The organism is Megasphaera hominis (assembly GCF_014269395.1).
GTDB classification, from domain to species: Bacteria; Bacillota; Negativicutes; order Veillonellales; family Megasphaeraceae; genus Megasphaera; species Megasphaera hominis.
The window spans coordinates 51,684-77,669 of sequence record NZ_JACOGK010000001.1 but is presented as its reverse complement, the minus strand read 5'-3'; the positions used below and the strand labels follow the sequence as shown (position 1 = coordinate 77,669).

Sequence of the window (25,986 nt, the reverse complement as noted above, 5' to 3'; positions counted from 1 at the left end):
GTTAACCAGCTACAGCAACCTGGAGTTTCAGGTCGAGGGCTTGCATGAGTTTGACGAGTGTATCGAGTTTTGGCGTTGTTTTCAGCGTTTCGATACGGGCTATCGAGGATTGGGGGATGCCACACCGTTCTGCGAGGGTGCGCTGGCTGATGCCAAGCTCCTGTCTCCGCCGGATGATGGAAGAAACAATATTGCTCACTTCTTCGATTTCTTCCATATTGCGGCGTTCTTCTTCACTGATTGCTTTTACATGATTTTTATAGTCTTCCCAAGTTCTCATTGTTCTCCCTCCTTCTGACGGATGTAATCATCACGTTCTGCCTTAGCACGGGTGATTTCCCGTTTTGGTGTTTTCTGTGATTTTTTTCGGAAATGATGGAGCAGTACATACTGGCTCTCATCATAGTAGAAATAAAAGACTCGGTTATTTCCTGGACGCAGTTCCCATATATCTTCTTCCAGGTGTTTTGTGATGTTGACTGGCAGATTGGTACCGTTTTTAGCGAGCAGGTCGATGTAGAAAAGAATCTGGTTGTACTGGATACGGGCATCTTTACTGGTTTTGCTTTTCACCCGCAAGGTTTCCAAAAAATCCCAGACTTCTGATTCACCACGCTGGTTCTCATAAAATTCAATCTTGTACATCCTAATCTCCTTTGTGTTCCTATTTAGATGATAGCATAGATGCTATCAAAAGGCAAGAGAGGCAAAGACGCATTGATCCATCATACTTTTGATTTTATTTCAGGAGGTTTCCATGCATATTCCGTTTTTATCTCAGTTCTTCAAATCAAGGGATAAACCTCAGAACTATTACATCGGTACAGACTTCCGTTACCTGTTCGGTCCGTCCACGAGCGGCAAGACGGTGAACGAGTTCACGGCCATGCAGACTACAGCTGTATATGCCTGTGTGCGTATCCTGGCGGAAACTTTAGCTGCCCTGCCGCTTCAGATGTACCGTTACACGCAGGGCGGCAAGGAACGGGTCTATGACCATCCGCTGTACCATCTGCTTCATGATGAGCCGAACCCGGAGATGACATCGTTCATCTTCCGGGAAACGCTCATGAGCCACCTGCTCATCTGGGGCAATGCCTACGCACAGATTATCCGTGACCGCCTGGGACGGGTACAGGGACTCTATCCATTGCGGCCGGACAAGATGAGTGTGTGCCGGGATGACCGGGGCCGGATTTTCTATCTGTACACCAAGACCAGTGATGAAAATCCGAGCATCAAACCGTATGGGCAGGTGGCTCTGCCAAAGGAAGAAGTGCTGCACATTCCTGGTCTTGGCTTTGATGGCCTGGTCGGATATTCTCCTATCGCCATGGCCCGCAATGCCGTGGGCATGACCATGGCCTGCGAAGAATATGGCGCGTCTTTCTTTGCCAACGGGGCCAGTCCCAGCGGAGTACTGGAACACCCCGGCGTCCTGAAAGACCCGGCTAAGGTCCGGGATTCGTGGAATGCCGTCTATCGTGGCAGCGGCAATGCCCATAAGGTGGCTGTCCTCGAGGAAGGGGTGCGCCCAGATGGGCGTCATTGATAGTAGTGTTTGGTACTACCACCCACAATCATGGGTGAGTTGACCTGTCTTACCGCAAAGTGAAAGCTGATACGGGAACATAGCACGACAGGAAAGCGGTAAGTTACTCAAAGGCTAAAGGGTACGACTGAACCGCCACAACAATCGGATATGAGGTTTAAGGTATCTACTGAACGTGAGACTTGAGTGTCCATTTCCGAGGGGAATTGGGAAATTAGCCTGTTACCCATTCCGTGACTGACTGTCTTTACATCCTTCAAAGGCGGCATGATTGCGAATGTCACGGCACGAGCAGGAGAACCTGTGTTAAAGAGTCTAAAGCGGAACCGATAATTCGAGCATACCAAGCAATGACGCTAACTGGGGATACCCTAAAGGCGGATGCCGAAAGGCTATAGTCTATAGGACTTGAATACCGCCCATGGGTACGGAGCGTTCGTAGTAGTCCGAGAGAGTTAATAGCTCTTACATGGCGAAGGAACGCAGCTTATGCAACTCTAAAAGGAAAGGTGAAAGGGAGGAGAAACCTCAATGAAACCAACATCTGAAATTTTAGAACGAATGTACAGAAATTCTGAAGAGCATTCAGACGGTATCTACACGCGGCTCTATAGGTATCTTTTGCGAGAGGATATTTACATGACCGCATACAAGAACCTTTACGCAAACAAGGGCGCAGGAACTGAGGGTGTGGACAATGATACGGCTGACGGTTTTGGAAAGGAATATGTGAATCAGATTATTGATGAACTGAAAAAACAAACCTATGAGCCAAAAGCGGTAAAACGTGTCTACATTCCTAAGCGCAACGGAAAAATGCGTCCATTAGGTATTCCGTCATTCAGAGACAAACTGATACAGGATGCGATACGGCAGATACTTGAAGTAATCTATGAGCCTGTTTTCAGTACTCATTCGCACGGATTCAGACCGAATAGAAGCTGTCACTCAGCGCTGAAAGAAATCAGCCGTTCTTTCCGCAGTACGAAATGGTTTGTCGAGGGAGACATTAAGGGATGCTTTGACAACATTGACCACACGGTTCTGCTGAATCTGCTTTCTGAGAAGATTAAGGACAGCAAGTTCATAAATCTGATAGGAAAGTTTCTGAAAGCGGGCTACATGGAAAATTGGGAGTACCACAAGACATACAGCGGAACTCCGCAGGGCGGCATTCTTTCCCCGATTCTTGCAAATATATATCTGCATGAGTTGGACAAGAAAGTAGAAGCCATGCAGAAAGAATTTAATGCGCCTGCTGATTATGCCTATACACCTGCATACGGCAAAAAGGTGAGAGGAATTGTCAAATTGCAAAAGCGTTACGGCGAATGCGTTGATGAAGCGGAAAAGAAAGAACTGTTAAAACAGATTCATAAGCTTGAAGTGGAAAAGCGCAGATTGCCATACAAGGACGCTTCCGACAAGAAAATCGCCTATGTACGCTATGCTGATGATTTTATTATCGGTGTCAGCGGAAGCCGTGAGGATGCGGAGCGTATAAAGCAGGAGCTTACGTTGTTTGTGGCAACAAGATTAAAACTGGAATTGTCTGACGAGAAAACAAAAATCACGCACAGTTCCGGCAATGCTCATTTTCTCGGATATGACATCAACGTGCGCAGATGTCAGGAATCCAAAAGGAAAACCAATGGGGTTTTACAGCGGACGCTTAATAACTCTGTGGAATTGCTTATTCCCATGGAGCGGATTGAGAAGTTCATGTACGACCGTGAGATTGTCATTCAAGGTAAGGACGGCAAACTCATCCCATGGCAAAGAAACTCAATGGCGGGTCTTACTGACCTTGAAATTGTAGATACCTATAACTCGCAGACTCGTGGAATCTGTAATTATTACTGCATAGCCAGTAATTTCTCAAAGCTGACGTATTTCGTTTATCTGATGGAATACAGCTGTCTGAAAACACTTGCTAAGAAGCATAAAACCAGAATATCAGGCATAAAGAGGATATTCAAGTGCGGAAAGTCGTGGGGCATTCCTTATAAAACGAAGAAAGAGAAAAAGCGCATGATGATTGTGAAATTCTCGGACTTCAAACGAGGAACTGTCTTTGACGAACCAAGCATTGATACGGTGAAGAACCATATCCATTTCAACACAAGAAATTCTCTTGAAGCCAGGTTGAAGGCTTGTAAATGTGAATTATGCGGTGCGGAAGGTGATGGCATTGCTTTTGAAATTCATCACATCAACAAGATGAAAAACCTCAAAGGTAAGGAGCAATGGGAAATGGCGATGATTGCAAGAAAGCGGAAAACACTTGTTGTTTGTAAAGAATGCCATAAGAAAATCCATCATTCGTCATAGTGTAAATGGAAAGCCGTGTACATCGAGAGGTGTAAGCACGGTTTGGGGAGAGGCTTGTGCAAACCGACATTGGAAACAATGCACGGCGGCACTTGCCTACTCTACATGAAATATCAGCAGATCGGCATCCCCCCGGAAGAGGCACAGTTCCTGGAAACACGGAAGTTCCAGCTGGATGAAATTGCCAGACTGTACCGCATCCCGCCGCACATGATTGGCGATTTGGAGAAAAGCTCCTTCAATAATATCGAACAGCAGTCCATGGAATTCGTGAAATACACGCTGGACCCCTGGGTCATCCGCTGGGAGCAGGCTATGCAGAAAGCCCTGTTCCTGCCGGAAGAGAAGAAGCAGTATTTCCTGAAGTTCAATGTGAACGGCCTCATGCGCGGCGACTACGAGAGCCGCATGACCGGCTACAGCATCGGCCGGCAGAACGGCTGGCTGTCCGCCAACGATATCAGGGAGATGGAAGACATGAATCCCGTGCCGGATGAGGAAGGCGGCAACCTGTACCTAGTGAACGGCAGCATGACCAAGCTCAAGGATGCCGGGGCTTTTGCCAAGGGCGATCAAAGGCTGTCATCAGATTGAGTTTCCCAGGCACTCCTGTATAATGGAAGTATCGAATGATACTTTTATGGAGGCGATGTTATGAAACGGTACAAGAAAAGACTCGTTTTGCTGGTGGCTGTATTCATGATGTGGTGTTTCGGCTCAGTAGTAATGGCATACTATGATGCGACACCACGTATCGTGTCTAAGCTTCAAGGAGCATGGTATGATGCAGATGGTAATGTTGTCTTGGATTTCAAAGGTAACACTGTCAATGGCTGTGCTATTGTAGGAGCATACCACCCGGCTGGAGGTGGATCAAATTTCAGCTGCATTATTCGTATAATTGAAGCGGATGGTTATCGAGATTTGCCAGTTATTGGTGAAAATTTGCAAAAAGACAGCTATCATGCGCATGTTATCCTAAACGGAGATAATATGGATGAGCGGAAAGGCATACTGCTCATGAGAACAAAAGCAGCAAAGTATTATGAGTCTGTTGGTGGCATCGGACTTGATATGCCGGAAAAAGAAGTGCTGGCTAAGTATGGCAAGCCAGATAAAATTCAGAACCTGAAACCTTGGAAAAATTTAGACACATGGCAATATCAGAAGCTTGGATTGGAACTGACCATGAGACATCAGCGCGTTTGGATTATTAAAATATATCAGAACGGCAATCGCCATTTTGACAGGACTGGTTTTGACTGTGCCAATGCACCGTATGAATTCAAATCGGCGTATGGATTTAATCGGGTTCCAAGAGCCGGACAATACGGGGCGTACAGTGTGGGGCATGAAGAGTATATGTGGTTTGACAATTATCCAAACAGCATAATCTTGTCCATGTTCAATAATTAAAAATTTCTATTCAATATATTGGCACCTAGCAGTGAAAACTGCCAGGTGCTTTTCTTTTGCTTGGACGGGGGTGGAACATGAAACATAAATTTTGGAGATGGGTGACCAATGAAGCGCCTGATGCCTTTGGCAGTGATAGGACGCTGTACCTGGACGGCCAGATTTCGGACGAGACCTGGTGGGGCGATGAAGTGACGCCGAAGGCTTTCAAGGATGAACTGAACGCGGGCAGCGGCGACATCACTCTCTGGATCAACAGCCCGGGCGGTGACTGTTTTGCTGCCGCCCAGATTTATAACATGCTCATGGATTATCCGGGGAACGTCACCGTTAAGATTGATGGCCTGGCGGCCTCGGCAGCCTCGGTCATTGCCATGGCCGGGACGAAGGTCTGCATGTCGCCAGTGGCCATCCTGATGATTCACAATCCGGCGACACTGGCTTACGGGGACAAAGCCGAAATGGAAAAGACCATCGGTATGCTGAGAGAGGTCAAGGAGAGCATCATCAACGCCTATGAAATCAAGAGCGGCCTGGCCCGCACGAAGATTTCGCACATGATGGATGATGAAACATGGCTCAATGCCCGCAAGGCCGTGGAACTGGGCTTTGCCGATGAGATTCTCTTTGACAAGAACGAAGAAGATCAGGAGTCTGCCGCCATGCTGTACAGCCCGGTTACGGTGACGAATTCCTTTGTACAGAAAGTAAAACCGAATAAACCTTTACAGAAAGTGCCAGCCGCTGATTTGGAAAAACGGCTGGCACTGCTCATTCATTGACAGGAGGAAATAAACAATGGATACGATTTTAGCACTGCGCGAGAAACGCAAGAACCTCTGGGATGCGGCGAAAGCCTTCCTGGATACGGCACGTGACGATAACGGCATGATTTCTGCGGAAGATGCCGCCCGTTATGACAAGATGGAAGCGGATGTAGTGAACCTGGGAAAAGAAATCGACCGCCTGGAACGCCAGCAGCGTATGGATGCCGAAATGGCAAAACCCACGAGCGTTCCCATTACCGAACAGCCGGGTTCTCCCCAGACGGAAAATGAGAAGAAGGGCCGCGCATCCAATGCCTACCAGAAGGCTTTCTGGGACAGCATCCGCCATAAGAACTTCATCGATGTGCAGAATGCCCTGAGCGTGGGTACCGATGCCGATGGCGGTTATCTGGTGCCGGATGAATTCGAGCATCAGCTCATCGACAAACTCCAGGAAGAAAACTTCTTCCGCAGCCTGGCAACAGTCATCCACACCAGCGGCGACCGCAAGATTCCTATCGTGACGGGCCACGGCGAAGCCGCCTGGATGGAAGAAAACGGCCTCTATCCGGACAGCCAGGATACCTTTGGCCAGCAGTCTATCGGGGCGTACAAGCTGGGTACGGCCATCCGTGTGTCGGAAGAACTTCTGAACGACAGCGTCTTCGACCTGGAAAGCTATATCGCCGGCGAATTCGCCCGCCGTATCGGCACCAAGGAAGAAGAAGCCTTCCTCACGGGCGATGGCAAGAGCAAGCCGACCGGCGTGTTCCCGTCTGCGGAACTTGGCGTTACGACGAATGGGGTTTCCATCACTTTCGATGACGTCATCGACCTGTATCATTCCCTGCGCATCCCGTACCGCCGCAAGGCCGTATGGCTTCTGAATGATTCCACCATCAAGGCCCTGCGCAAGGTCAAGGACAACAACGGCAACTATATCTGGCAGCCGTCCGTTACGGCCGGCACTCCGGATACCATCCTGAACCGTCCCTGCTACAGCACATCCTTCGCTCCGGAACTGGCTGCTGGGAACCGTCCGATTCTCTTCGGCGATTTCAGCTACTACTGGATTGCTGACCGGGAATCCCGCTCCTTCAAGCGCCTCAACGAACTGTATGCAGCCAACGGCCAGATCGGCTTCCTCGCCAGCCAGCGCGTCGATGGTATGCTGATGCTGAAGGAAGCGGTCAAAGCCCTCGAAGTGAAAGCGAAGGCGTAAGCCATGCTGGTCAGCCTGGAAGAAGTCAGGGAATATCTGCGGATTGACGAGGATGACACATCGAATAATGACGTCATCCTGTCATCCCTGGAAACGGCCCAAGCGCTGTGCCTGGACCTGGCCCGCTGCGAGGAAGCGGATGCCGAAGAGAATCCCGTCGTGTTCCATGAAGCCATTCTCTATGCCGCCGCCTTTTTGTATGAGCATCGGGAAGAAGCGGATTATTCCGGCCTGCTGAAGATGCTGCGGTGGCTGCTGTTCGGTGTGCGGCGGAGTGCTTTTTAGGGGGAATCATTATGCAGACAGGAAAACTCAACAAACGGGTACAGATTATTAGCCAGAAAGCACAGACTGACGATTTGGGGTTCGATACGTTACAAGATGTAGTTCATTGTACCTGTTGGGCTTCTATCGAGCCGGCCCGTGGCAAAGTGTTCTATGAGATGGAGCGCAAGGCGGATACGGAGTACAGCAAAATCACCATCCGCTGGCGGCCAGGTATCACCCATGATATGAAAGTGAAGTATCAGAATCATCTGTATGACATCGATATCATCGTAGATCCGTACATGCGTCATGAAGCTCTGGAATTGTACTGTACGGAAGAAATCAGGGGGCAGGACAATGAGCAACAGTGAATTTGATATTAAGGGAATAGACGAATTGTCCGGCAAACTGCTGTCTGCCATCGAGGAATTTCCGGGGACGGCCGAAAAGGGACTGGTGACGATTGGCAACAAGCTCAAGAAGGAATGCGTGAACCAGACCCCGGAAGGCAGTACGGGCAAGCTGAAGAAGGGATGGAAACATAAAGTGAAAGGCTTCAATGGTTCGGAGCTGACCTACGAGCTGGTCAACAAGCACCCGGTCCATCACCTGCTGAACAGCGGGCATGTCAAGAAAACGCCCGGCGGCAGGACTGTCGGTTACTACGAAGGACAGCACTACACGGAAAAAGCCGTGAAATTGTTTGAATCGCAGGACCTGCAGCCCGGCCTTGAGAAACTCACGAAGAAACTCATCCGGAAGGCGGGAGGCACATGATTCATGATATCGACATCCTGCAGGCCGTACAGCAGAAGCTGAAAGAGCGGTTCCCGTATCTCGTGTATCTGCAGGAAGTAAAGGAAGGATTCCGGCCGCCCGCATTTTTCCTGAAATCCATGACGGTCACTTCGCCGCAGGGCGGTCAGGGAGTATACCGGGATACGGATATTTACATCACCTATATACCACAGAAACAGGCAGCCAGCACATCCATATATGGAGTACTGGCTGCCGTTGAAGACCTGTTCCGTGACGGGATTGCCGTCCAGGACAGGTTTTTTGCTGTCGCGTCCATGAGCGAGGAACTCATCGGTGAGGACAACGATGGCGGCCGGGTAACGCTTACGCTGAATTATTATGATTCGGCAGAGGAAAATGATGAAGCCGAACTCATGGAAATCTTGCATCAGCGGTACAAGGGAAAGGAAACGATAACGGATGAAAATGCCATCTATTAATATCGCGTTCAAGGAAAAAGGCATCAGTGCGATTGAACGGAGCGAACGCGGCATTGTCCTGATGATTCTGAAGGAAGAAACGCTGCCTTCCGAAATGGAAGTGAGCCTGTACACGGCAGATGATATTCCCAAGGAACTGTCGGACAGCAACCGGGAACAGTTGGAACTGGCTCTGCGGGGTTATGTGAACAGTCCGAAGAAAGTCATTGCGGAAATCATCAGCAGCGAAACCGAGGACTATACGGATATCCTGAAAATCATCGAGAACAAACGCTTCGATTATCTGGTTATCCCGGATATTGAAACGTCGCATATTGATACCATCGCCACCTGGGTCAAGGGGATGCGTACCAATAAAGACAAGATGATAAAGGCCGTGTTGCCGGAGTGTACAGCAGATACGGAAGGGGTCATCAACTTCGTCAACAAGACTATCCAGACCCGGACGAAAACGTACACGACGGCCCAGTACTGCAGCCGCATTGCTGGCATCATTGCCGGGACGCCCATGACGATTTCCTGTACTTACGCGCCGTTGCCGGAAGTTATCGGTTGCGATGTCTGGACGAAAGAGGAAATGGATACCATGACGGGTGCGGGGAAGCTGTTCTTTTTCTTTGACGGCGAAAAAGTGAAACTGGCCCGGGGCATCAACTCCCTGGTAACGACCGTCCAGGACAAGGGGACGAGCTTCCAGAAAATCAAACTCGTGGATCTGATGGATATGATGCACGACGATATCCGCACGACGGCCCAGGACCATTATCTCGGCAAGTATGCCAACAGTTATGCCAACCGCTGTTTGCTGGTAACGGCTATCCAGGGCTATCTCGACCAGCTGGCCCAGGAAGGACTACTGGAACAGGACCAGAACAACGCCTATATTGACGTGGAATCCACGAAAATCTGGCTGGAATCCAACGGCAAATATACCAAAGAGGAACTGGCGGATATGTCTGAAATGGACATCAAGCTGGCTAATATCGGCAGCAATGTGTTCATCTCCGTCAAGGCATCGCTCCTGGATGCCATGGAAGATGTCACGATTACGATCAATATCTGAGGAGGTGAAGCCGGATGAACAGTATGGAAGCCAAACGGGTCATGAATGGCAAGTACGCCGACCTGTATATCGATGGCGACCTCATGGCGGAAGCCACCGCTTTTAAGGCTGAAGTCACGCTGACTAAGGAAGAAGTGAAGATGCTCCGCCATGTGGGCAAGGGCTACAAGGTCACCGGGTATGACTGCAAGGGCGAATTGAAGCTCCACAAAGTCTCCAGCTACATGATCAGGAAGATGAACGACAACATCAAGGCGGGTAAACAGACCGTGGTGACTATTGTATCGGTTCTTGATGACAAGGATGCCATCGGCAGTGAACGAATCGTCATCAAGGACGCCACCTTCGACAGCCTGATTCTGGCAGACTGGGAAGTGGACAAGATGGGCGAGGAAAGTTACAGCTTTACTTTCTCGGACTGGGATTTACTGGATTTAGCATAAGGAGAAAATGACTATGAATATGGTAGACAGGCTGCTGAAAGCAGACGTAGTAAATAAACTGGCCGAACGACCGACTAAAAAGGTGAAGATGGAGCGGCTCTCGAAGCTGTTTGGCTTTGATTTCGTTATTACGCTCAGGGCCATCGATCCGGAACGCTATGCCGACATCCAGAAAATGGCCGTGGATTTTACGAACGGCAATGCCGATAATGTAGACATTTACCAGATGCAGACCCAGACGCTCCTGGCGGGCATCGCTGATCCCGATTTCAAGAACAAAGAATTGATGGAAAAGTTTGGGGTAGTCCTTCCGGGCGACATCATCCGGAAACTGTTCCTGGCGGGAGAAATCGCTGACCTTACGGCGCAGATTACTGAACTCAACGGTTACACTACGCAGAAAAAAGCGGATGAAGCCATAAAAAACTGATCCGGACCGATGGCGAAGTGCAGGCGATGTATCTCCTTTTCCGGGACCATCACCTGCTGCCGTCAGCGGTCATGAAATTGGGATACGGGGAACGACAGGTGTTGTATGCTTTTGTGCGGTATGAGATAGAAGAACGGAATAAAAAAGAGCCTTTGCTATAGCTTGAAGGCTCTTTTCATAATTTCCGTTTATTAAATAGCTGTAGTATCAACAAGTTGGCATACCAATAGAGATTTCGGTAACTTTATTCTTCTCATTAACCGTAAAGGTCAAATCAATCTCAAAACTTCCGTAAGTATACCTTGTTGTGTTATCTAATGTGGATTTGCGTGTGCTGTCTGGTGCACCATATTTTGTAAATATTTTATCCAAGGAGTCGCCAACTGATATTCCTTTAGGGGTCGTTAATGCTATTCCGTTCTTACCTTTATTTGTGGTAACTGAAACGCACCAGATTTTATTGCCGATAACAATTATTCTGGCATTGTTAAAATACAACACCATGGGATTCGTTGCAGGACCACCTTGAATAGCTGGTTTTGTCATATTGCCAAATAGAGAATTTAGTTCATTCATATCAAATGGGCTTTTTAAGCCTAAGGGGCCAATTTTGCATTCGGTTAAATAGTTATTCTGAGTAACATAATATGCCTGTGAAAATGATGGGCACACAATAGGTATCAAAAAAACAGCCATAAGTATAATTATTTTTTTAATTTTTGTCATTGGTAAGCCAGCTCCTTTAGGTAAGAAAAATCTTATTTTAAAATAACTTGGATTTTATTTCCTCAATTTATTACTAACCAAATATATTATTCCATCATTTTTCTGTACATTGGTAGCTGTAAAAATCATATCTGTATTTTGGCCTTCCCATGTAAACAAACCATTCTTAAACTCTGGAGTTCCATATAATTGTTCCAAAGGAGAAATCATAGCAGAGTATCCGCCAAATATCGGAATACGTATTGCTCCCAGTTTTTGATTAAAAAACACTGCGAATACCAAAACGGGTCCTCGCAAATACATGCATCCATTTGCATTTTTAATACTTACTGCATATTGTTCGCTTCCATGATTATTTCCCAGATATTTTGTTTGATGACTGCTCGTAACTTCGTTTAAACTTTCTCCCCAATATAAATCGGCAAATCCGCCCGGATCGTTTTTCATTGTGCCAGCATTCGCATTAACATACGAAATTGCTGGACACACTAACAGTATGAAAAATGCAAATATTGATAATAACCTTATTTTACTTTTACCTATCATTGTGAAGACCTCCTTCATGAATTTTAATAATATATAAAAATAATTGGATATTTTAAAACGTAATTTAAATTTTGCAATATATTCATTTATATCAAAACACGTGGCTTAAGCGTTTTTTTTGAATTATTTAAATTTATTATAATCTTTTTTGCTAATGTAGACAAACTGAGAAAGCGAGGTGAGACAGCATGGCCAATAACGTCATCGATGCGGCTATCCGGCTACGGGATTTATTCACGCCGACCGTGAAAAGCGTAAATGCCAGCCTGGATACAATGAAAACTCAGATGGCAGCGGCGAAGCAGTCGGTCAGCGGTCTGTCGGGGAAACTGACAGAGCATGAACGCATCCAGAAACGGACGGCGAAAAGCATCGAGCAGACAGGCGGCAAGATTTCCGGCCTGTTAGATAAGTTCGCCCTGCTGTCCGCTCCGATTCTGGCTGTTGCGACGGCCGGTTTCAAGCTGAACAGCGATTTCACCAATGGCCTGGCCAAAGTGTCTACCCTGGTAGATACGACTGTAGTATCCATGGACAAAATCAAAGAGGAAATCCGGAGCGTCAGTGATGAAACCGGGGCCGGCGTAGCCGACCTTTCGGAGTCCGTCTATCAGGCAATTTCGGCAGGTGTTGATGCCGGTCATGCTGTCAGCTTCGTAAAGGACATGACCATTGCTGCTAAAGCCGGATTCACAGATACGACGACTGCCGTCAATGGCGTTACGACCGTTCTCAACGCCTACGGAAAATCGGCAGAAGAAGCAAGCCATATCACGGACCAGATGTTATTGGCGCAGAACTTCGGCAAGACCTCGTTCGGCGAAATGGCCCAGTCCATGGGCAACGTCATCCCGATTGCTTCGCAGCTCAACGTTACTACGCAGGAACTCTTTGGCTCCATCGCTGTCCTCACCAAGAACGGTATTGCTACGAGCGAGGCCATCACGGGACTCAAGGCGGCCTACAGCAATATTTTGAAACCGTCCTCAGAAGCCGCGAAACTAGCTCAGTCCCTTGGTCTGGAATTCAACGCCGCTCACCTTCAGAGCGTGGGCTGGGTGAAGTTCCTGGATGAAGTGAAGCGGGCCACAGGCGGTGATGCCGAACAGATGGCGCAGCTCTTTAGTTCTGTCGAGGGCCTTAACAGCATCCTCGTCCTTACGGGCAAGGGAGCCGGGGACTTCGACAAGGTCATGAAACAGATGGCCGACTCCGCGGGTATGACGCAGGAAGCCTACGAGAAGATGCTGACCCCGTCCGAACAGATGCAGATTGCCATGAACCAGCTGAAGAACGCCGGGATGGACCTGGCGGTGTCCTTTACGCCGTACTTCAAGGCCATGTCCCTGCGCGTCAAGGAACTGGCGGCCTGGTTCCGTTCCCTTACGCCGGAACAGAAAGCCCTCATCGGACAGGTCGCTTTCGGTATCGTAGCCTTTCAAATGTTTGGTTCTACGTTAGGAAGAATTCTTACAGTAGGCGGCAAGGCTTACGGTACTTTTACCTCTATTGCCACGGGCATCAGCAAGGCCGGGAGCGTGTCCAAATATTTATCGGCACAGTTTAAGGGCATCATCCCGGTAGTAAAAGGCATCGGTCTGGTTGCTAAAGGACTGGGAAGTACGTTCCTTTCAGTCGGAAAACTCGTCATCACAGTCATCCGGGCAGTCGGCGCGGCGGCGATGGCCAATCCTATCCTGCTTGTCATTGCGGCTATCATTGCAGGCTTGTATCTTCTCTGGAGCAACTGGGACACGGTATCCCAGTACATCGAAGGGGCTGTCCAGGCTGTGTCGGAAGCGGTAGATGCCGGGATGCAGCGGCTTACTTCAGCATGGGACGGGGCGATGGAAAGCATTGGCAGTACGGCATCCGGCATCTGGGAGAGCATCAAGGGGACTTTCCGCAGCGGCGTGAACTGGGTCATGGACCAGGTGAACGGACTCATATCCAGCATCAACGGCCTTTCGATTGATATCCCGTCTCTGACGGGCGGGACGCCGACTCATGTGGGATTCAATATTGAACCCATCAGCCATTTTGCCAAAGGCGTTGAAAACTTTGGCGGCGGCTTTGCTGTCATCAACGAAGACCGCCGGGGCGAGCTGGTCCACCTGCCCAATGGCAGTACCGTGGTTCCTCATGACGAAAGCATCCGGCAGGCCATGAGTGCAGGCGGTCATTCTATCACTATCCGCATCGATACGATGAACGTTCGCAGCGAACAGGACATCGATGCTATAGCCGATAAGCTGGTGGAAAAAATTCGGCTGTACGGCATGAACCGCATGAAAGGAGCGACAATCTGATGGCATCATTTCTCGAATCGATTCTGAACGCCATTGGGCAGGCATCACAGAATCTGACGATTTCCCTGTCCGCAGGTAGCTCTGTCGTGACCTTTCCCGTGCTGCCGGCAGAACTCATGGTAGCTGTTAATACGAACCATGGCACGGTGAACATCAATAATTACGGGGACTATCTCATGAAAGGCAAGACCGGGCTGAAGTCTTTGACGCTGTCCGGTTTTTTTCCTGCCCAGGATTATCCTTTTGCTTATGCCAGCATGTCGCCTTATACCTGCATTTCTATGCTGGAAGCCATGCGTACTGGCGGTGAGGTCTGCCAGCTCACCGTATCGGATACGCCGCTTTCCATGCCCTGCCTGATCAGTTCCTTCAAGTTCGGGGAAAAGGACGGCAGCGGCGATGTGTATTACGAACTGGGACTGATGGAATACCGCTATGTCGAAGCCGACACGGCGTCTGCCAAGACGGATAAAACTACGGGCCTTGCCAAACGGCCGGAATCGTTCTGGCAGAAGATGAAGAAGAACATCACCTATTATCCAGGCGACAGCATCGGAAATGTCGTGGGGCGGGCCATCGGGAAATCGGTCACGCTCAATAACGAGCAGTTTTCCAAATTCCAGGTCTACCGCAGCATCATTCGCAACGGCGGACTCAAGACGGGCGACATTATCCGTCTGACGACGATGAACCTGAAAAGGAATGAAGCTAATGTTCCAGTTAGTAAAGATCAATAAACAGGATACGGAGACCCGGCAGGACGGGAAGAAAAATGAGCAGCCGAAACACACGGACTTGTCAGTTTACGTCATTTCCTATACCTGGTCCGGCGATGTGGAGCAGGCCGGGCGCAAGTTGGAATTCGATATTGCCTATACCACGAAAGACAAAGACTGGACGAATGCCGTCCTGGAATTGGGGGATGAAGTTCAGTTTTCCTTCCTGGATGATAAAACCCAGGAGACGTTCCCGGTTTTCCAAGGGCGCATCTTTTCCCGGAGCCGGGACAGCGAATCCTATACCATGCATTTCGTGGCCTTCGACAATATCATCTATCTGGCTAAATCCCGCATTACCCGCAAGTACGCCAATGTGACCGTGGCCGATGCTATCCGGCAGACAATTCACGATTTTTCTGTTGAAGCTGGGACGATGCCGGATTTATCAGTCGTGTGCAGCTTCATCGCCGATGATATCTCGGCAACCGATGCTATCAAGCAGGCCCTTTCCTATCAGGCTGCTCAGGATGGCAAGGGTTACCACATCTATATGACGGACGGGAAGTTCAACGTGGTCTGCACGAACGACCAGGTAGTGGAAAACTTCCTCATCAGTGATGAAACGAATCTCACCGGGGCATCCGTGTCCGAGTCCATTGAGGACATGGTATCCAAAGTCATCGTGGTGGACAGCACGGGCCAGACGAAAGGCGAGATGCCAAACAACACGGACATCCAAAAGTTTGGTACCATCCAGGCCATCTGCAAGGCCGATTCTAAGCAGGACGACGCCAGCCAGGCGCGGGCCATGCTCAAGACCGTGGCCCATGATATGTCTGTCCATGCCCTGGGACACATCCAGTGCATTGCCGGATTTTCCGTGGACATCCAGGAAGAACAGCTCAAAGGGCGGTTTTTTATCAAGTCCGACAGCCATCGGATTGAAGGCAACAAGCACATCATGGACTTGAATTTGGTATTTAACAAGCTCCTTACCGATCAGAAACAAGAACTCGACAGTGCGTCCTATAATGCCAACCCGGATTATATGCCGCCTGCGACAACATCTTCTGGTACTTCCTATACGGGAAGCGGCATGGCAGCGAGTGGCGATACCATTGACCAGTGTATGTCCAGTTTTGACGGGACGGTATCTCCTTATGGCTCAGAAGGCTGTGTGGACCGGGCAACCATTGCGGCGGCCGGATATTCGCCCTTTGCCGCTCAGGAATACAATAACAACGTCAAAGGGTGCGACCAGCTCCGGGCCGATGCCGAAGCAAAGGGGCTGGCGATTCCCTACGACCCGTCGCAGCTGGAGAAAGGCGACATCATCATGTACAACCGCTACAGCAAGCCGGACCCGAACTGGCATGTGGTGGTCTATGACGGCAGCGGCGGCTGCTGGGGCAACAGCTCTAATGTGTACGGATGCTTCCATCATTACGAAGGCAGCATCGATATGGGGAGCGACTATTACCCGGCGACCATCATCAAGACATCCAGGGGGTGACGGGAAATGCAGAAAAATCCATATATCAGTCTGCTGAACCTTATGGAACAGGTCTCCCGGAGCAGCAACAGCCCGTCCATCCAGATTGGTGAGATTCTCCAGTCCCCACCGGATATCAAGGTGAAATACAACGGCATCGTCCTGACGAAAGAGGAACTGTGGATTTCCCATTACCTTCTGACGGGCTACGGCAGGACCGCCAGGGGCCATCTGGTATCGGCGACCCAGAACCGGGCAGGCGGCAGCGGGGACGCGGCCTACCAGTCGCATAACCATGATATTGATAACGACTATACCGATTCGATAATTACCACGGACACACTGAAGCCGGGCATGAAAGTCGCCATCATGCCCATGCTGGTGAACGGGAAAATCCAGCAGTATGTGATTCTGGACGAGATTGTGAGGTTGGATGGATATGGCTGATCCTTTTGTGGCCTTGGCATCCGGAGCGGATGCCAGTACCAGAGAAACATTGCCGCTCCTTTCGGAATACGGCTATAACTTTGAAAAGCATCGGTTCCGCTATGACGAGAACGGGAACAATATCACCGTGACGGAAGATGAAGCCCTCAAGGTGTGGATTTATAAGGCTCTGATGACGGAACGCTACCGGTATCTGGCCTATCACGATGAGTACGGTATCACTATCGAGCCTTATCAGGGAACGATGCCCAACAACGTCTATACGGCAGACCAGATCCGGCAGAATATCCGGGAAGGGCTTGCCGTCAATCCCTATATCGCCCGGATCAACCGGGGGGATGTGGAAAAGCGGGAAAAAGATGATTTGTTCATTGTCGTGGATGTGACATCCATTTACAGTGATGAAAGCATCACGATTACCGCAGAAAGGAGCCTTGCATGAGCAATTTGTTTGACACCCAGACGAAAGACCAGATTGAAAGCCGCATGGTGCAGACCTTGCACACGCTGACCGATACGGACAAGACCTCGATTGAAGGCTCTTTTGCCCGTGACATGATTGATACCAATGCCGTGGAATTCGAGAACAGCTATGCCGAGATGGCTATGCTGCGGGACGCCGCTTTTGCCGAAACCGCATGGGGCGACTATCTGACGCTGCGGGCGGAAGAATTTGGCATCCAGCGGAAACAGGCCGTGAAGGCCAATGGGAAGGTGACGGTTACTGGGCAGTCCGGGGCCTACATCATCCGCGGCAGCCTGTTCCAGACGAAAGACGGGTCGCGGTTCTACACCACGGAGTCGGCAACGATTCCGGCGGATGGAACCGAAGTGGAAATCGCTGTCCAGGCAGGTGATACAGGCGTAAGTGGAAATGTGGCACCGGGTACAATTACGGAAATTCCCTATTCCATTCCCAACGTGTACAGTGTGACCAACCAGGAAAAATGCACGGACGGGGCCGATGAGGAAACAGATGTCGCATTATTGGCAAGACTTCTGTTCCGTGTCCGTCAGCCCATTACGTCTGGCAATGCCAACCATTACCGTTCCTGGGCCATGTCCGTGGACGGGGTGGGCAACTGCAAGGTTATCCCGCTCTGGAATGGGAACGGTACGGTGAAAGTCATCATCGTGACGGCGGAGAATGAATCGGCATCGGATGAGCTGATTCAGAAAGTGGCTCAGTATATCGAGTCCCAGCGTCCCATCGGGGCTACTGTGACCGTAGTGTCTCCTGCGCCAATCTCCGTGGACATCACGGCGGAAGTGTACGGGACGGCCAATGTGGAAGCGGTGACGGCAGCCGTATCGGCTTATTTCAAGAACACCGGCTTCAACTTGTCCTACGTCAGCCTGGCCCAGATTGGCCGGTTGATCCTGGGCGTGAACGGGATTACAGATTATCGGAACCTGAAACTTAACGGGAAGGCCGACAACATCAGCCTAACCAATGAACAGATTCCCGTGGCGGGGAAGGTGGTGCTGAACCTTGTCAGCGAATGAGTGGATGCGCCAAAGTGAAATTGATGTCTTGGATTATCTGCCCAGGTTCCTGGCGAAAGACCCGATGTTTAAAAAGACGGCGGATACGTGCAGCACGGAGCATAACCGGTTACGGCTGGCGCTGCAGGACCTGGCGGACAACTTCTTCGTGAACACGGCTACCTGGGCGCTGCCGCTGTATGAGTCGTTTCTTGGTATCAAGCCCGGCGACGGGGATACGGACGAATTCCGCAGGCAGCGGATTCTCTTTAAATTGCAGCATGTAGATGTGTCCACGGTGGACTTCATGAACTCCATCATCAATATGTACAGTGTGGGGCATATCGAGGAAGTGAATGAAGAATATTATTTCAAGGTGTACTGCATTATGAATGACGAGGATACGGAGACGCTTTCGAAGCTGATTGCGCAGCTTGATATCTACAAGCCGGCGCACCTGGGCTATGCTATCTATCTGGGCTATTCCTGGAACGGAAAAATTCACTGGAATGGCGAAGCCACATTCTCGACGGCGACGATTGTATCCGGGAAAGGAGTGATGGCAAATGCCTGAGTATATCAAGGAGAAGTGGTCGGCAGATTTTCCCGACCGGGCCGGGCAGGAAGTCCGGCCTGCAGAATCGGTAGATAATACCTTGGATTATGATGTGCTGTTCCCGCAGTATCTTTCAGAAGACCCGGTAGTCTTTAACCAGCAAAACAAGACCGTGTCCCAGCTGGTTAGCAATGACGCCCGTCTTTATGAACGGATTTCCGCTACGGCGGCTGACATCAATGCTCATCTGACCGATGCCAAGGCCCATGTCAGCGGCATCAGCGGCAATGCGGCCAGTGCTTCGAAACTGCAAACGGGACGGAAAATTCACCGTGTGTTGTTTGACGGTACGAAGGACATAAATCTGCCTGATTTCAGCGGTTGCGGCGAAAAGACAGCGGGACAAAGCGGTATGGTTCCGTCACCGGTTGCAGGGAAACTGAATACGGTCCTGCACAGCAATGGCAGCTGGGGTAAGGTTACCTATGCCGATATGGATGAGGAAGCCGTGGCTAAGATTCAAGCCTGTCCGTTCCCTGTCAATGCCGTCTACATCTCCACAGACGGGAAGAATCCTGCTACCTACTGGCCGGGAACGACCTGGGTGGCCTTTGCCATGGGGCGGTGCCTGATCGGGGCCGGGGCGGCAGACAGCGGAACCATGTACAAGGCTGGGGATAAGCTGGGAGAAGAAAAACACACCCTTACGATTCCGGAAACTCCGGCGCATGACCATACGGTCGGAAATAGCGGAAATCATCGTCACTGGTCCTGCGGCGCGCTTCCCAGAAATTTCCAGTGGGACGCCTGCGATGGAAATGACGCGCCTGTGGCGGTAGGCTATGGCGATGGTTGCTGGCACGGCAACCAGGTGGACGGGCATACGTCCTGGGATGGGAATCATTCCCACAGCCTTTCACGGACAGGAGGCGGCCAGGCGCATAACAACATGCAGCCGTCCCTTGTCGTTTACATGTTTCAGCGGACAGGATAGGGAGGTGAACAGTATGGCTGAATGGGTACAGATGGCGGGTTCCCTGGTATCCGTCCTGATGCTTTGCGGCATCATTTTTAACTTCAGCGTCATCAAGCCGCTGAACCAGTCGGTACGGAGCTTGCAGGAATGTATCGACCATCTGCGGCGCCAGCTTTCCGAGACGGAAGCCAAACGTCAGGAGATGGCGGAACGCCTTTCCAGGGTGGAGGAGGCCACAGACCATGTGCAGCATCGTCTGGATGTAATCGAGCAGCGGCAGAACGAATAGGAGGTGGCAGGATGGGCTTTTCAGTCATTCGGAACCGGATTTCCATTACGCGAGGGGATTCGGCGGAAATCAGGATGTCCATCCGGGACCGGGTGACGGGCAAACCGTTCATACCGGGGCCAGATGACCGGCTCACATTTACCGTCAAACGGGAACTTTCTGATGAAGCCCCAGTGGTGGTGAAAACGCTGGATAACGGCATCGTGCGCCGGGAACAGGAATGCCTTCTGCTTTTAGTGCCGGAAGACACGGCCCGGCTCCCTTTCGGAGCCTATTGGTACGACGTGGAGCTGGTGCTGGCATCCGGCTATACGGACACGGTCATTCCGCCCAGCCCGTTTCTGGTGACCGGGGAGGTGACGGTGCATGGAAAGATTTAAAGGAACCGTGAAGGGAAAAAGCACACTCAATGGCATCCTGTCCATGCCTGTATTGCCGTCCTCGGCGTATCAAGAGAAAACCGTGATTCCAACGGACACGGAACAGGTCATCGAGGCGGATAAGGGCTATACAGGACTTCGAAAGGTTACGGTCGCTGCCATCCCGTCGAACTATGGCAGAATCAGTTTTAACGGCTACCAGCTCAGGGTAGAGTAAAGGAGAAAGAATCATGGCGAAGAATCTGAAGATTAATGGCGTTACGTATGAAAGCGTCCCGCAGGTGTCCATTCCTCTGGCGACTGGCTCCGGGACGGCAGAATTCTATGATACGACCTCGGCTACCGCGGTGGCGGGGGACATCAGGAATGGCAAGACAGCGTTTTTAGGCAGTGGTTCGGTGACTGGCACCATGCCGGATAATGGCGCGGTGTCCGGTTCCATCAGTACCGTCAAAGGCACGTACACTATCCAGTCCGGCTACCATAACGGCAGTGGCACAGTCGGCATTGCCGCCAGCGAGCAGGCCAAACTTATTGCGGGCAATATCAAGGCCGGGGTGACGGTGCTCGGCGTGACGGGCAAATCCAGCGTGGTCGATACAGCTGATGCCACAGCGGCGGCGAGTACGATTGTATCCGGCAAGACGGCCTACATCAACGGCGCCAAGATTACTGGCGCGCTGACCTCGGTGGCCGTGTCTCAGGACAGCCTGACGAAGGTGCTGACGATTGAATAGAGGTGATGGTGCATGAAAGTCGATGTGAAGATTGCCGGGGCCAGCTACAGTGAAGTGCCGTCCATCCTGTTGCCGCTTACAGCAGGCGGGAAGGCCCGGTTCTGCGAAGTATCGGATACGACAGCGGTCGCCGGTGATGTAGCTAAGGGAAAGAAATTTTATACGGCGGACGGGGAACTTGTGGAGGGGACGGCTTCCGGCTCATCAAAAGATAGCCGTAAGGGCATCACGGTCGTCCAGAAAGAGCATCAGACATTAACTATTTCGTGCAATCACCCTGATTTGTCTTCTTCGACAGATGCATCCGGCAATACTGTGTACAAGACGGAATATCAAAGTACGGTGAGCATCAGCTTGCAATCCGACAGCGACTACACCGTGGGAAAGATTACTGTGAACGGTGTCGAACAGGAATCCAGCGGATCCAGTACGCAAAGTGCATATGCAACGGTTGACATTACGGATGGAATGGTGATCAGTGCCACTGACGCGATAGTCATTCCTACCATCCCCTTTACGGATGTCGGCCTAACTTTGAAAGGCCAGGGCAGTCAGTTGTTTTTTGGCTATATTCTAATGACAGAGAACCAGTCTCCGGATACCCCAAAGATAGAAGGAATCCTGCTTACCGAAAGCGGAGATACCAAGGGTTTGATTTTGGTAGTCGATGCCCATTATGCAAGCTGCACAGTCTCTATTACGACAGGTACCGGAATCTCGGAAACCATACAGATTGCATACGAGAAGGATACAGACTTTGGAAACGTCATGATTGGCGCTCTGACGGATACCCTTTACGAGTATTTGAAAGGCTGCGCAACGGATAACGCAGAAGTGACACTGAATATCAAGGTGGTGTCTTAATACATGTTTGAAAAAATTAATATCCCCGACTGCATGGTCATTATCGGGCTGGTCGCAGCACTGGTAATGGCCATCTTTTATAGCCTGAACGAGCTGGCGATGTCTATCGCATCGGGGCTCCTCGGGTATATCGGCGGCACAGTCAAGTCCGCCGCACAGATGAAAGGAGACGAAAAGAATGAAAGTATTCATTAATCCCGGTCATGCGCCAAACGGCAACCCAGATCCCGGAGCCGTCAATAGCGAAACGGGCCTGCGCGAATGTGATGTGGCCCTGGCCGTGGGCAAATCTGCTGCGAGCTACCTGAATGCGGCTGGAGTAGAAACGGAACTGCTCCAGTCCGACAGCTTGTACGAAATCTGTGAAGCTGCCAATGCCAGTGATGCCGACATCTTCGTGTCCATCCACTGCAATGCCGTTGAAGCCGAAGAAGCCAACGGCACAGAAACCTGGGCCTGTGCCGGCAGTTACCGTGGCAGCGTGCTGGCCAACTGCATCCAGAGCCAGTTGGTCAATGCCCTCGATACCACTGACCGGGGCGTAAAAATCGCTACGCCCGGCGTCAACGGACTGTATGTCCTCACGAACACGGACATGCCAGCCGTCCTGGTCGAGCTGGCCTTCATCACCAATCCCGGCGATGAAGATATTCTTGCCCATGACCAGGATGCCCTGGCCAGAGCTGTCGCCAGGGGAGTGACAGATTATGAACAGCTGATTCTAGGAGGTAAATGACTATGAACCGTGAAGAAATCAAGAAAGCCGTCGCCGATACCGTTGTAGACTTTGCCAGGAGCGAAGCCGAAGCGGCTATTAAATCTATCGACTTGGACGATGTACAGAAACTGGTAGAAGCACAGATGAAGAATCTCACAGACCCGCTGGAAGCCGAAATCCAGATCACGACCAGCTGGTGGGTGAAGATTCGTAACAGGCTGTATATTACCTTAATGCAACAGGTGGTTAAAACTATTGTAGCTGATGTAAAACAGAAGATGGAAAGATAAGCTAAATCCTCTATGGGACACTATGGAAAGTGTCCTATAGAGGATTTTTTTGATTGACAAGTAATTAGGAATAATGTAATCAACGCGACGTTCTTATATTAGACGAAATATCTTTAATTCATTAATCTTCTTATTGTATAAAATAAATTATATTGCATAAAATCAAAAAGTAATTGATGATAAATTCTACTTATCTATTTTTTAGCAATTATTTAAATGAAAAGCGTAGGATATGTGATATAATAAAATAATTATAGAAGTAAGATTTTAAATTTTGTTAATGCAGTGTTCTTTTATGGAGGTGAATTATGGGATTTTTCGGCAATTTATTTAAATCGAAGAAAGAAAAAGAATTGGAAGCTATATTTAATAAAATAAATTTGATTTTAAATAGTGATGAAGAGCAAAATAAGCTTCTTCCTAAAGCACTGGAAAAGATTTGCGATTCTAGCCCTACAAATACAATACCTGGAGCTATTGGTGATTTTGGCCGTACAATAACAAATCCGATACCAGTTAATGGCCCGTTAGGAGAAATTACTTATCTTTCTAGGCTACTGATACAAGAAACGGGAGAGAAACTATTTTTTCACCGCCTGGGGAGTTGTAATGACCACATAGATGTTTACGAAATGATATCGATAAGTGGAAATTATTATGACGTTTTGTACCTTGATATGTATTACTTGCATAAATCACGGCTAGTACCGAAAGGATATATATTACAAGATGAGGTTACTACCATTAGAGGGATAAATAGTTTTTCTTCAAATTTCCCCATTAATTTTAAAGATGTGTTAATGGCTCAAACGGAAAAAATGATTGGCTATCCTTGTATTGATACAGATGCAAAAAATATCGATATCAAAAGAGCTTTATATACAATTTCACTTTATAAAAATGAACACTAATTAATAAACTAACCGGTACAGAACATCGAAAGTCGATAGCTCTGTACCGGATTTTTGTATCTTGTAGTGTAAATCAATTATCAAGATAATGACGATACTTTTCACGGAAGCGCTTCATTTCATCTGCAAAAGTACGCTGAGAGCGTCCAAGCATCTTGGCAATTTTTCGATTTGAGATTCCTGCTGGATGATTTTTCCAGATTTGCATGATTTTCTCTGCATCTGGATCAATTTCCTTTAACCGAGCAAAAAGAAACAGGAGCAAATCACGGTCAGCTACTATCTTTTCAGTGAGGGCATTCGGATCCGTAACATAATCTCCGAGAGTGCTGTCGCTAGATCCGTCGTCTAAAATAACGGGTTCATCAAGCGATACAGATGGTGCGATGTAGAATTCACAATCCAGGCATTGGGCATCACAAAGCCACCATTTACCTTTCGGGCAGCAACACTGCTTTCGGTACTGCATACGCTTCCGAATTGTATTGCAGTAGCGGTCATGTGCTTTATAAATTTCATCAGAGACGGCATACCATTTTTTACTGGCTTTGTCATAAATTTTTTTGCCTTGATTTTCTTTGTTTGTCATCATTTGTCCTCCGTTCGTTCCCCGCGCCGGAGGAGATGGCAAAACAAAAGAGCATGACAGGTCGCAACCGGAACGGGAGTAAAAATCTCGCTTCGTTTGAACCTGCCATGCTCGTAGACAGGGGTAGTTATTTAGTTTTAACCACTATGGCCGTTCGAGCCACCTGTGTACTTTAGGTGAACGTCTATAGCGGTAGGCCTTTTAACGTCTTGCTCAGGACACTTCACCAATACTCAAAAGCATTGAACTTTTTTTGCTATAAAAAGCATACTAAAAAAGCTACGAATAAGAAATCGAGCAGTTAGCATGTAAAAATTCATTAAATAAATAAAATATTTTCTTAAGAAATTTATCGATTCACCAATAGATGATGAGTATTTGTGATATAATATAAATATTCGTGGCACGAATTATTTAATTCGACTTTTGAATATGGGGTAGAAAATGAACACCGTAATTGAGATAATAAAAAGAAGGATTAAGAAAATAATTGATTATAGTTCTTTCCGGAATCGTGAACTGATAGTTGGAATTGATGGCTGTAGTCCGGAGGTGGATTATGTGCGATAATTCACGTTCTGTCAGTGACAGATTAAAAGAGCTTTTTGCAGATGAAACTGATGCTATTACGGCAGGTAAGCTTCATATGACTCAGGGGAATCTAAATAAAATAAAAAATGGTAGACAAGCTTTAACTGTAGACAATCTTCGATTAATTAGTGAAACATATCATGTATCTGCTGATTGGATTTTAGGTTTAAAAGAAGGTAGAGCCATTAATGATATTGATTTAGACAGGCTAGATTATAGCCAAGTGTTTGTACTCATCGATAAATTGTATGAAAACAAAACAATTGAACCAGCTAGTTTAACTGAAACTATCAAAACATCTGATTCATATGATGAAGTGGATTCGGAAGAAGCGCTGGATGATAGCCAACAAATTTCTACTGTAGGTATTGACTATGACCTTATACGAATTAATGATCCAGCTTTATCATTCATGCTGAGACGAAGAGTAAAATTAATTGCAGTAGATTTAGATATATTTAATGATTGGAAGGAAAAACATTTGAAGGACTATAAAGGTATTCCTTTATTGCTTTGTGATGAAGAAATGCGCGATTATTTACTCAATCATTGCTCTGGAAAAACAGAAGGCGATTTGATTGAAACGTTAAAGAATTATATAAATTTGCTTTCAAAAAAATAAGGGAGAAAAT

General features: G+C 48.8%; 36 protein-coding genes. 31 read left to right on the top strand and 5 right to left on the bottom strand.

Annotated elements, in window-relative coordinates:
• Nucleotide 1: 1 nt before the first annotated feature.
• Together H8J70_RS00480 and H8J70_RS00475 are read right to left on the bottom strand one after the other, a co-directional pair.
• Entirely contained in the window at nucleotides 2–280 is a 279-nt protein-coding gene (locus H8J70_RS00480; protein WP_186501799.1) for a helix-turn-helix domain-containing protein, read from the bottom strand.
• The gene (locus H8J70_RS00475) at nucleotides 277–645 is read right to left on the bottom strand and encodes a type II toxin-antitoxin system RelE/ParE family toxin (RefSeq protein ID WP_186501798.1); all 369 of its coding nucleotides are present in this window, start codon (nucleotides 643–645) and stop codon (nucleotides 277–279) included. Before H8J70_RS00475 ends, H8J70_RS00480 begins: the two co-directional genes overlap by 4 nt.
• A 112-nt stretch (nucleotides 646–757) precedes the next feature.
• On the opposite strand from H8J70_RS00475, the gene H8J70_RS00470 reads away from it, so the two are divergent.
• The 13 genes from H8J70_RS00470 (at nucleotide 758) to H8J70_RS00410 (ending at nucleotide 10,729) form a co-directional block, all read left to right on the top strand.
• Nucleotides 758–1,552 (top strand): phage portal protein, encoded by a 795-nt coding sequence (locus H8J70_RS00470; RefSeq protein WP_186501797.1) that lies wholly within the window; start codon nucleotides 758–760, stop codon nucleotides 1,550–1,552.
• Nucleotides 1,553–2,083: 531 nt separating this feature from the next.
• Complete coding sequence (ltrA, locus tag H8J70_RS00465) at nucleotides 2,084–3,883, top strand: group II intron reverse transcriptase/maturase (protein ID WP_186501796.1); 1,800 nt, start codon at nucleotides 2,084–2,086, stop codon at nucleotides 3,881–3,883.
• Nucleotides 3,884–3,937: 54 nt separating this feature from the next.
• The gene (locus H8J70_RS00460) at nucleotides 3,938–4,477 is read left to right on the top strand and encodes a phage portal protein (protein WP_246415211.1); all 540 of its coding nucleotides are present in this window, start codon (nucleotides 3,938–3,940) and stop codon (nucleotides 4,475–4,477) included.
• Nucleotides 4,478–4,537: 60 nt separating this feature from the next.
• Nucleotides 4,538–5,299, top strand: a complete 762-nt coding sequence (locus tag H8J70_RS00455) for a hypothetical protein (RefSeq protein WP_186501795.1) — start codon at nucleotides 4,538–4,540, stop codon at nucleotides 5,297–5,299.
• A 77-nt stretch (nucleotides 5,300–5,376) separates the two neighbouring features.
• On the top strand, nucleotides 5,377–6,081 hold the full coding sequence (locus tag H8J70_RS00450; protein ID WP_186501794.1) for a head maturation protease, ClpP-related: 705 nt from the start codon (nucleotides 5,377–5,379) through the stop codon (nucleotides 6,079–6,081).
• Between the two features lie 16 nt (nucleotides 6,082–6,097).
• Nucleotides 6,098–7,288, top strand: coding sequence for a phage major capsid protein (locus H8J70_RS00445; protein WP_186501793.1), 1,191 nt, complete (start codon nucleotides 6,098–6,100; stop codon nucleotides 7,286–7,288).
• A 3-nt stretch (nucleotides 7,289–7,291) separates the two neighbouring features.
• Nucleotides 7,292–7,573: a head-tail connector protein gene (locus H8J70_RS00440; protein ID WP_186501792.1), complete on the top strand. Its 282-nt coding sequence runs from the start codon at nucleotides 7,292–7,294 to the stop codon at nucleotides 7,571–7,573.
• Nucleotides 7,574–7,584: 11 nt separating this feature from the next.
• Nucleotides 7,585–7,926, top strand: coding sequence for a phage head closure protein (locus H8J70_RS00435; RefSeq protein ID WP_222433517.1), 342 nt, complete (start codon nucleotides 7,585–7,587; stop codon nucleotides 7,924–7,926).
• Entirely contained in the window at nucleotides 7,913–8,332 is a 420-nt protein-coding gene (locus H8J70_RS00430) for an HK97 gp10 family phage protein (RefSeq protein WP_186501791.1), read from the top strand. The genes H8J70_RS00435 and H8J70_RS00430 overlap by 14 nt, the downstream gene beginning before the upstream one ends.
• A complete protein-coding gene (locus H8J70_RS00425; protein WP_186501790.1) occupies nucleotides 8,329–8,793 on the top strand; it encodes a phage tail terminator family protein in 465 nt (154 codons plus the stop codon). Before H8J70_RS00430 ends, H8J70_RS00425 begins: the two co-directional genes overlap by 4 nt.
• Entirely contained in the window at nucleotides 8,774–9,856 is a 1,083-nt protein-coding gene (locus H8J70_RS00420) for a phage tail sheath subtilisin-like domain-containing protein (protein WP_186501789.1), read from the top strand. Before H8J70_RS00425 ends, H8J70_RS00420 begins: the two co-directional genes overlap by 20 nt.
• A gap of 14 nt (nucleotides 9,857–9,870) precedes the next feature.
• The gene (locus H8J70_RS00415) at nucleotides 9,871–10,299 is read left to right on the top strand and encodes a phage tail tube protein (protein ID WP_246415210.1); all 429 of its coding nucleotides are present in this window, start codon (nucleotides 9,871–9,873) and stop codon (nucleotides 10,297–10,299) included.
• Nucleotides 10,300–10,312: 13 nt separating this feature from the next.
• Nucleotides 10,313–10,729 carry a phage tail assembly chaperone gene (locus tag H8J70_RS00410; protein WP_186501788.1) on the top strand — a complete coding sequence of 139 codons (417 nt, stop codon included), beginning with the start codon at nucleotides 10,313–10,315 and terminating at the stop codon, nucleotides 10,727–10,729.
• A gap of 207 nt (nucleotides 10,730–10,936) precedes the next feature.
• Here the strand turns inward: H8J70_RS00410 and H8J70_RS00405 are convergent, their stop codons facing one another.
• Nucleotides 10,937–11,455, bottom strand: a complete 519-nt coding sequence (locus H8J70_RS00405; protein ID WP_186501787.1) for a hypothetical protein — start codon at nucleotides 11,453–11,455, stop codon at nucleotides 10,937–10,939.
• A gap of 54 nt (nucleotides 11,456–11,509) precedes the next feature.
• On the bottom strand, nucleotides 11,510–12,001 hold the full coding sequence (locus H8J70_RS00400; RefSeq protein ID WP_186501786.1) for a hypothetical protein: 492 nt from the start codon (nucleotides 11,999–12,001) through the stop codon (nucleotides 11,510–11,512).
• A 188-nt stretch (nucleotides 12,002–12,189) separates the two neighbouring features.
• On the opposite strand from H8J70_RS00400, the gene H8J70_RS00395 reads away from it, so the two are divergent.
• From H8J70_RS00395 to H8J70_RS00315, 17 genes are all read left to right on the top strand, one after another.
• Complete coding sequence (locus H8J70_RS00395) at nucleotides 12,190–14,310, top strand: phage tail tape measure protein (RefSeq protein ID WP_186501785.1); 2,121 nt, start codon at nucleotides 12,190–12,192, stop codon at nucleotides 14,308–14,310.
• Nucleotides 14,310–15,047 carry a hypothetical protein gene (locus H8J70_RS00390; protein ID WP_186501784.1) on the top strand — a complete coding sequence of 246 codons (738 nt, stop codon included), beginning with the start codon at nucleotides 14,310–14,312 and terminating at the stop codon, nucleotides 15,045–15,047. The genes H8J70_RS00395 and H8J70_RS00390 overlap by 1 nt, the downstream gene beginning before the upstream one ends.
• Nucleotides 15,022–16,542: an XkdQ/YqbQ family protein gene (locus H8J70_RS00385; RefSeq protein ID WP_186501783.1), complete on the top strand. Its 1,521-nt coding sequence runs from the start codon at nucleotides 15,022–15,024 to the stop codon at nucleotides 16,540–16,542. The genes H8J70_RS00390 and H8J70_RS00385 overlap by 26 nt, the downstream gene beginning before the upstream one ends.
• A gap of 6 nt (nucleotides 16,543–16,548) precedes the next feature.
• Nucleotides 16,549–16,968, top strand: coding sequence for a DUF2577 domain-containing protein (locus H8J70_RS00380; RefSeq protein WP_186501782.1), 420 nt, complete (start codon nucleotides 16,549–16,551; stop codon nucleotides 16,966–16,968).
• Entirely contained in the window at nucleotides 16,961–17,410 is a 450-nt protein-coding gene (locus H8J70_RS00375) for a DUF2634 domain-containing protein (protein ID WP_186501781.1), read from the top strand. The genes H8J70_RS00380 and H8J70_RS00375 overlap by 8 nt, the downstream gene beginning before the upstream one ends.
• Nucleotides 17,407–18,474, top strand: a complete 1,068-nt coding sequence (locus tag H8J70_RS00370) for a baseplate J/gp47 family protein (protein ID WP_186501780.1) — start codon at nucleotides 17,407–17,409, stop codon at nucleotides 18,472–18,474. Before H8J70_RS00375 ends, H8J70_RS00370 begins: the two co-directional genes overlap by 4 nt.
• On the top strand, nucleotides 18,461–19,027 hold the full coding sequence (locus H8J70_RS00365) for a putative phage tail protein (protein ID WP_246415209.1): 567 nt from the start codon (nucleotides 18,461–18,463) through the stop codon (nucleotides 19,025–19,027). Before H8J70_RS00370 ends, H8J70_RS00365 begins: the two co-directional genes overlap by 14 nt.
• Nucleotides 19,020–20,003, top strand: a complete 984-nt coding sequence (locus tag H8J70_RS00360) for a phage baseplate protein (protein ID WP_186501779.1) — start codon at nucleotides 19,020–19,022, stop codon at nucleotides 20,001–20,003. The genes H8J70_RS00365 and H8J70_RS00360 overlap by 8 nt, the downstream gene beginning before the upstream one ends.
• A gap of 13 nt (nucleotides 20,004–20,016) precedes the next feature.
• Nucleotides 20,017–20,274, top strand: a complete 258-nt coding sequence (locus H8J70_RS00355; protein WP_246415208.1) for a hypothetical protein — start codon at nucleotides 20,017–20,019, stop codon at nucleotides 20,272–20,274.
• A gap of 11 nt (nucleotides 20,275–20,285) precedes the next feature.
• Entirely contained in the window at nucleotides 20,286–20,654 is a 369-nt protein-coding gene (locus H8J70_RS00350) for a hypothetical protein (RefSeq protein WP_186501778.1), read from the top strand.
• Nucleotides 20,641–20,871: a hypothetical protein gene (locus H8J70_RS00345; RefSeq protein WP_186501777.1), complete on the top strand. Its 231-nt coding sequence runs from the start codon at nucleotides 20,641–20,643 to the stop codon at nucleotides 20,869–20,871. Before H8J70_RS00350 ends, H8J70_RS00345 begins: the two co-directional genes overlap by 14 nt.
• A gap of 13 nt (nucleotides 20,872–20,884) precedes the next feature.
• Complete coding sequence (locus H8J70_RS00340; protein ID WP_186501776.1) at nucleotides 20,885–21,391, top strand: hypothetical protein; 507 nt, start codon at nucleotides 20,885–20,887, stop codon at nucleotides 21,389–21,391.
• 12 nt (nucleotides 21,392–21,403) lie between these two features.
• On the top strand, nucleotides 21,404–22,255 hold the full coding sequence (locus tag H8J70_RS00335) for a hypothetical protein (protein WP_186501775.1): 852 nt from the start codon (nucleotides 21,404–21,406) through the stop codon (nucleotides 22,253–22,255).
• 3 nt (nucleotides 22,256–22,258) lie between these two features.
• On the top strand, nucleotides 22,259–22,450 hold the full coding sequence (locus H8J70_RS00330) for a hypothetical protein (RefSeq protein ID WP_186501774.1): 192 nt from the start codon (nucleotides 22,259–22,261) through the stop codon (nucleotides 22,448–22,450).
• Nucleotides 22,434–22,991 (top strand): N-acetylmuramoyl-L-alanine amidase family protein, encoded by a 558-nt coding sequence (locus H8J70_RS00325; protein WP_186501773.1) that lies wholly within the window; start codon nucleotides 22,434–22,436, stop codon nucleotides 22,989–22,991. The genes H8J70_RS00330 and H8J70_RS00325 overlap by 17 nt, the downstream gene beginning before the upstream one ends.
• 2 nt (nucleotides 22,992–22,993) lie before the next feature.
• Entirely contained in the window at nucleotides 22,994–23,263 is a 270-nt protein-coding gene (locus tag H8J70_RS00320; RefSeq protein WP_246415207.1) for a hypothetical protein, read from the top strand.
• Nucleotides 23,264–23,571: 308 nt separating this feature from the next.
• Nucleotides 23,572–24,174 carry a hypothetical protein gene (locus tag H8J70_RS00315; RefSeq protein WP_186501771.1) on the top strand — a complete coding sequence of 201 codons (603 nt, stop codon included), beginning with the start codon at nucleotides 23,572–23,574 and terminating at the stop codon, nucleotides 24,172–24,174.
• A gap of 73 nt (nucleotides 24,175–24,247) precedes the next feature.
• Here the strand turns inward: H8J70_RS00315 and H8J70_RS00310 are convergent, their stop codons facing one another.
• Nucleotides 24,248–24,766 (bottom strand): bacterio-opsin activator, encoded by a 519-nt coding sequence (locus H8J70_RS00310; RefSeq protein WP_186501770.1) that lies wholly within the window; start codon nucleotides 24,764–24,766, stop codon nucleotides 24,248–24,250.
• A gap of 556 nt (nucleotides 24,767–25,322) precedes the next feature.
• Between H8J70_RS00310 and H8J70_RS00305 the strand changes: the two genes are divergently transcribed.
• The gene (locus H8J70_RS00305; protein WP_186501769.1) at nucleotides 25,323–25,976 is read left to right on the top strand and encodes a helix-turn-helix domain-containing protein; all 654 of its coding nucleotides are present in this window, start codon (nucleotides 25,323–25,325) and stop codon (nucleotides 25,974–25,976) included.
• Nucleotides 25,977–25,986 lie beyond the last annotated feature (10 nt).

Bases quoted from the DNA above. Each gene is read 5' to 3' on its own strand.
- H8J70_RS00480 (WP_186501799.1), bottom strand. From the start codon at position 280: ATGAGAACTTGGGAAGACTATAAAAATCATGTAAAAGCAATCAGTGAA.
- H8J70_RS00475 (WP_186501798.1), bottom strand. From the start codon at position 645: ATGTACAAGATTGAATTTTATGAGAACCAGCGTGGTGAATCAGAAGTC.
- H8J70_RS00470 (WP_186501797.1), top strand. From the start codon at position 758: ATGCATATTCCGTTTTTATCTCAGTTCTTCAAATCAAGGGATAAACCT.
- ltrA (WP_186501796.1), top strand. From the start codon at position 2,084: ATGAAACCAACATCTGAAATTTTAGAACGAATGTACAGAAATTCTGAA.
- H8J70_RS00455 (WP_186501795.1), top strand. From the start codon at position 4,538: ATGAAACGGTACAAGAAAAGACTCGTTTTGCTGGTGGCTGTATTCATG.
- H8J70_RS00450 (WP_186501794.1), top strand. From the start codon at position 5,377: ATGAAACATAAATTTTGGAGATGGGTGACCAATGAAGCGCCTGATGCC.
- H8J70_RS00445 (WP_186501793.1), top strand. From the start codon at position 6,098: ATGGATACGATTTTAGCACTGCGCGAGAAACGCAAGAACCTCTGGGAT.
- H8J70_RS00440 (WP_186501792.1), top strand. From the start codon at position 7,292: ATGCTGGTCAGCCTGGAAGAAGTCAGGGAATATCTGCGGATTGACGAG.
- H8J70_RS00435 (WP_222433517.1), top strand. From the start codon at position 7,585: ATGCAGACAGGAAAACTCAACAAACGGGTACAGATTATTAGCCAGAAA.
- H8J70_RS00430 (WP_186501791.1), top strand. From the start codon at position 7,913: ATGAGCAACAGTGAATTTGATATTAAGGGAATAGACGAATTGTCCGGC.
- H8J70_RS00425 (WP_186501790.1), top strand. From the start codon at position 8,329: ATGATTCATGATATCGACATCCTGCAGGCCGTACAGCAGAAGCTGAAA.
- H8J70_RS00420 (WP_186501789.1), top strand. From the start codon at position 8,774: ATGAAAATGCCATCTATTAATATCGCGTTCAAGGAAAAAGGCATCAGT.
- H8J70_RS00415 (WP_246415210.1), top strand. From the start codon at position 9,871: ATGAACAGTATGGAAGCCAAACGGGTCATGAATGGCAAGTACGCCGAC.
- H8J70_RS00410 (WP_186501788.1), top strand. From the start codon at position 10,313: ATGAATATGGTAGACAGGCTGCTGAAAGCAGACGTAGTAAATAAACTG.
- H8J70_RS00405 (WP_186501787.1), bottom strand. From the start codon at position 11,455: ATGACAAAAATTAAAAAAATAATTATACTTATGGCTGTTTTTTTGATA.
- H8J70_RS00400 (WP_186501786.1), bottom strand. From the start codon at position 12,001: ATGATAGGTAAAAGTAAAATAAGGTTATTATCAATATTTGCATTTTTC.
- H8J70_RS00395 (WP_186501785.1), top strand. From the start codon at position 12,190: ATGGCCAATAACGTCATCGATGCGGCTATCCGGCTACGGGATTTATTC.
- H8J70_RS00390 (WP_186501784.1), top strand. From the start codon at position 14,310: ATGGCATCATTTCTCGAATCGATTCTGAACGCCATTGGGCAGGCATCA.
- H8J70_RS00385 (WP_186501783.1), top strand. From the start codon at position 15,022: ATGTTCCAGTTAGTAAAGATCAATAAACAGGATACGGAGACCCGGCAG.
- H8J70_RS00380 (WP_186501782.1), top strand. From the start codon at position 16,549: ATGCAGAAAAATCCATATATCAGTCTGCTGAACCTTATGGAACAGGTC.
- H8J70_RS00375 (WP_186501781.1), top strand. From the start codon at position 16,961: ATGGCTGATCCTTTTGTGGCCTTGGCATCCGGAGCGGATGCCAGTACC.
- H8J70_RS00370 (WP_186501780.1), top strand. From the start codon at position 17,407: ATGAGCAATTTGTTTGACACCCAGACGAAAGACCAGATTGAAAGCCGC.
- H8J70_RS00360 (WP_186501779.1), top strand. From the start codon at position 19,020: ATGCCTGAGTATATCAAGGAGAAGTGGTCGGCAGATTTTCCCGACCGG.
- H8J70_RS00355 (WP_246415208.1), top strand. From the start codon at position 20,017: ATGGCTGAATGGGTACAGATGGCGGGTTCCCTGGTATCCGTCCTGATG.
- H8J70_RS00350 (WP_186501778.1), top strand. From the start codon at position 20,286: ATGGGCTTTTCAGTCATTCGGAACCGGATTTCCATTACGCGAGGGGAT.
- H8J70_RS00345 (WP_186501777.1), top strand. From the start codon at position 20,641: ATGGAAAGATTTAAAGGAACCGTGAAGGGAAAAAGCACACTCAATGGC.
- H8J70_RS00340 (WP_186501776.1), top strand. From the start codon at position 20,885: ATGGCGAAGAATCTGAAGATTAATGGCGTTACGTATGAAAGCGTCCCG.
- H8J70_RS00335 (WP_186501775.1), top strand. From the start codon at position 21,404: ATGAAAGTCGATGTGAAGATTGCCGGGGCCAGCTACAGTGAAGTGCCG.
- H8J70_RS00330 (WP_186501774.1), top strand. From the start codon at position 22,259: ATGTTTGAAAAAATTAATATCCCCGACTGCATGGTCATTATCGGGCTG.
- H8J70_RS00325 (WP_186501773.1), top strand. From the start codon at position 22,434: ATGAAAGTATTCATTAATCCCGGTCATGCGCCAAACGGCAACCCAGAT.
- H8J70_RS00320 (WP_246415207.1), top strand. From the start codon at position 22,994: ATGAACCGTGAAGAAATCAAGAAAGCCGTCGCCGATACCGTTGTAGAC.
- H8J70_RS00315 (WP_186501771.1), top strand. From the start codon at position 23,572: ATGGGATTTTTCGGCAATTTATTTAAATCGAAGAAAGAAAAAGAATTG.
- H8J70_RS00310 (WP_186501770.1), bottom strand. From the start codon at position 24,766: ATGATGACAAACAAAGAAAATCAAGGCAAAAAAATTTATGACAAAGCC.
- H8J70_RS00305 (WP_186501769.1), top strand. From the start codon at position 25,323: ATGTGCGATAATTCACGTTCTGTCAGTGACAGATTAAAAGAGCTTTTT.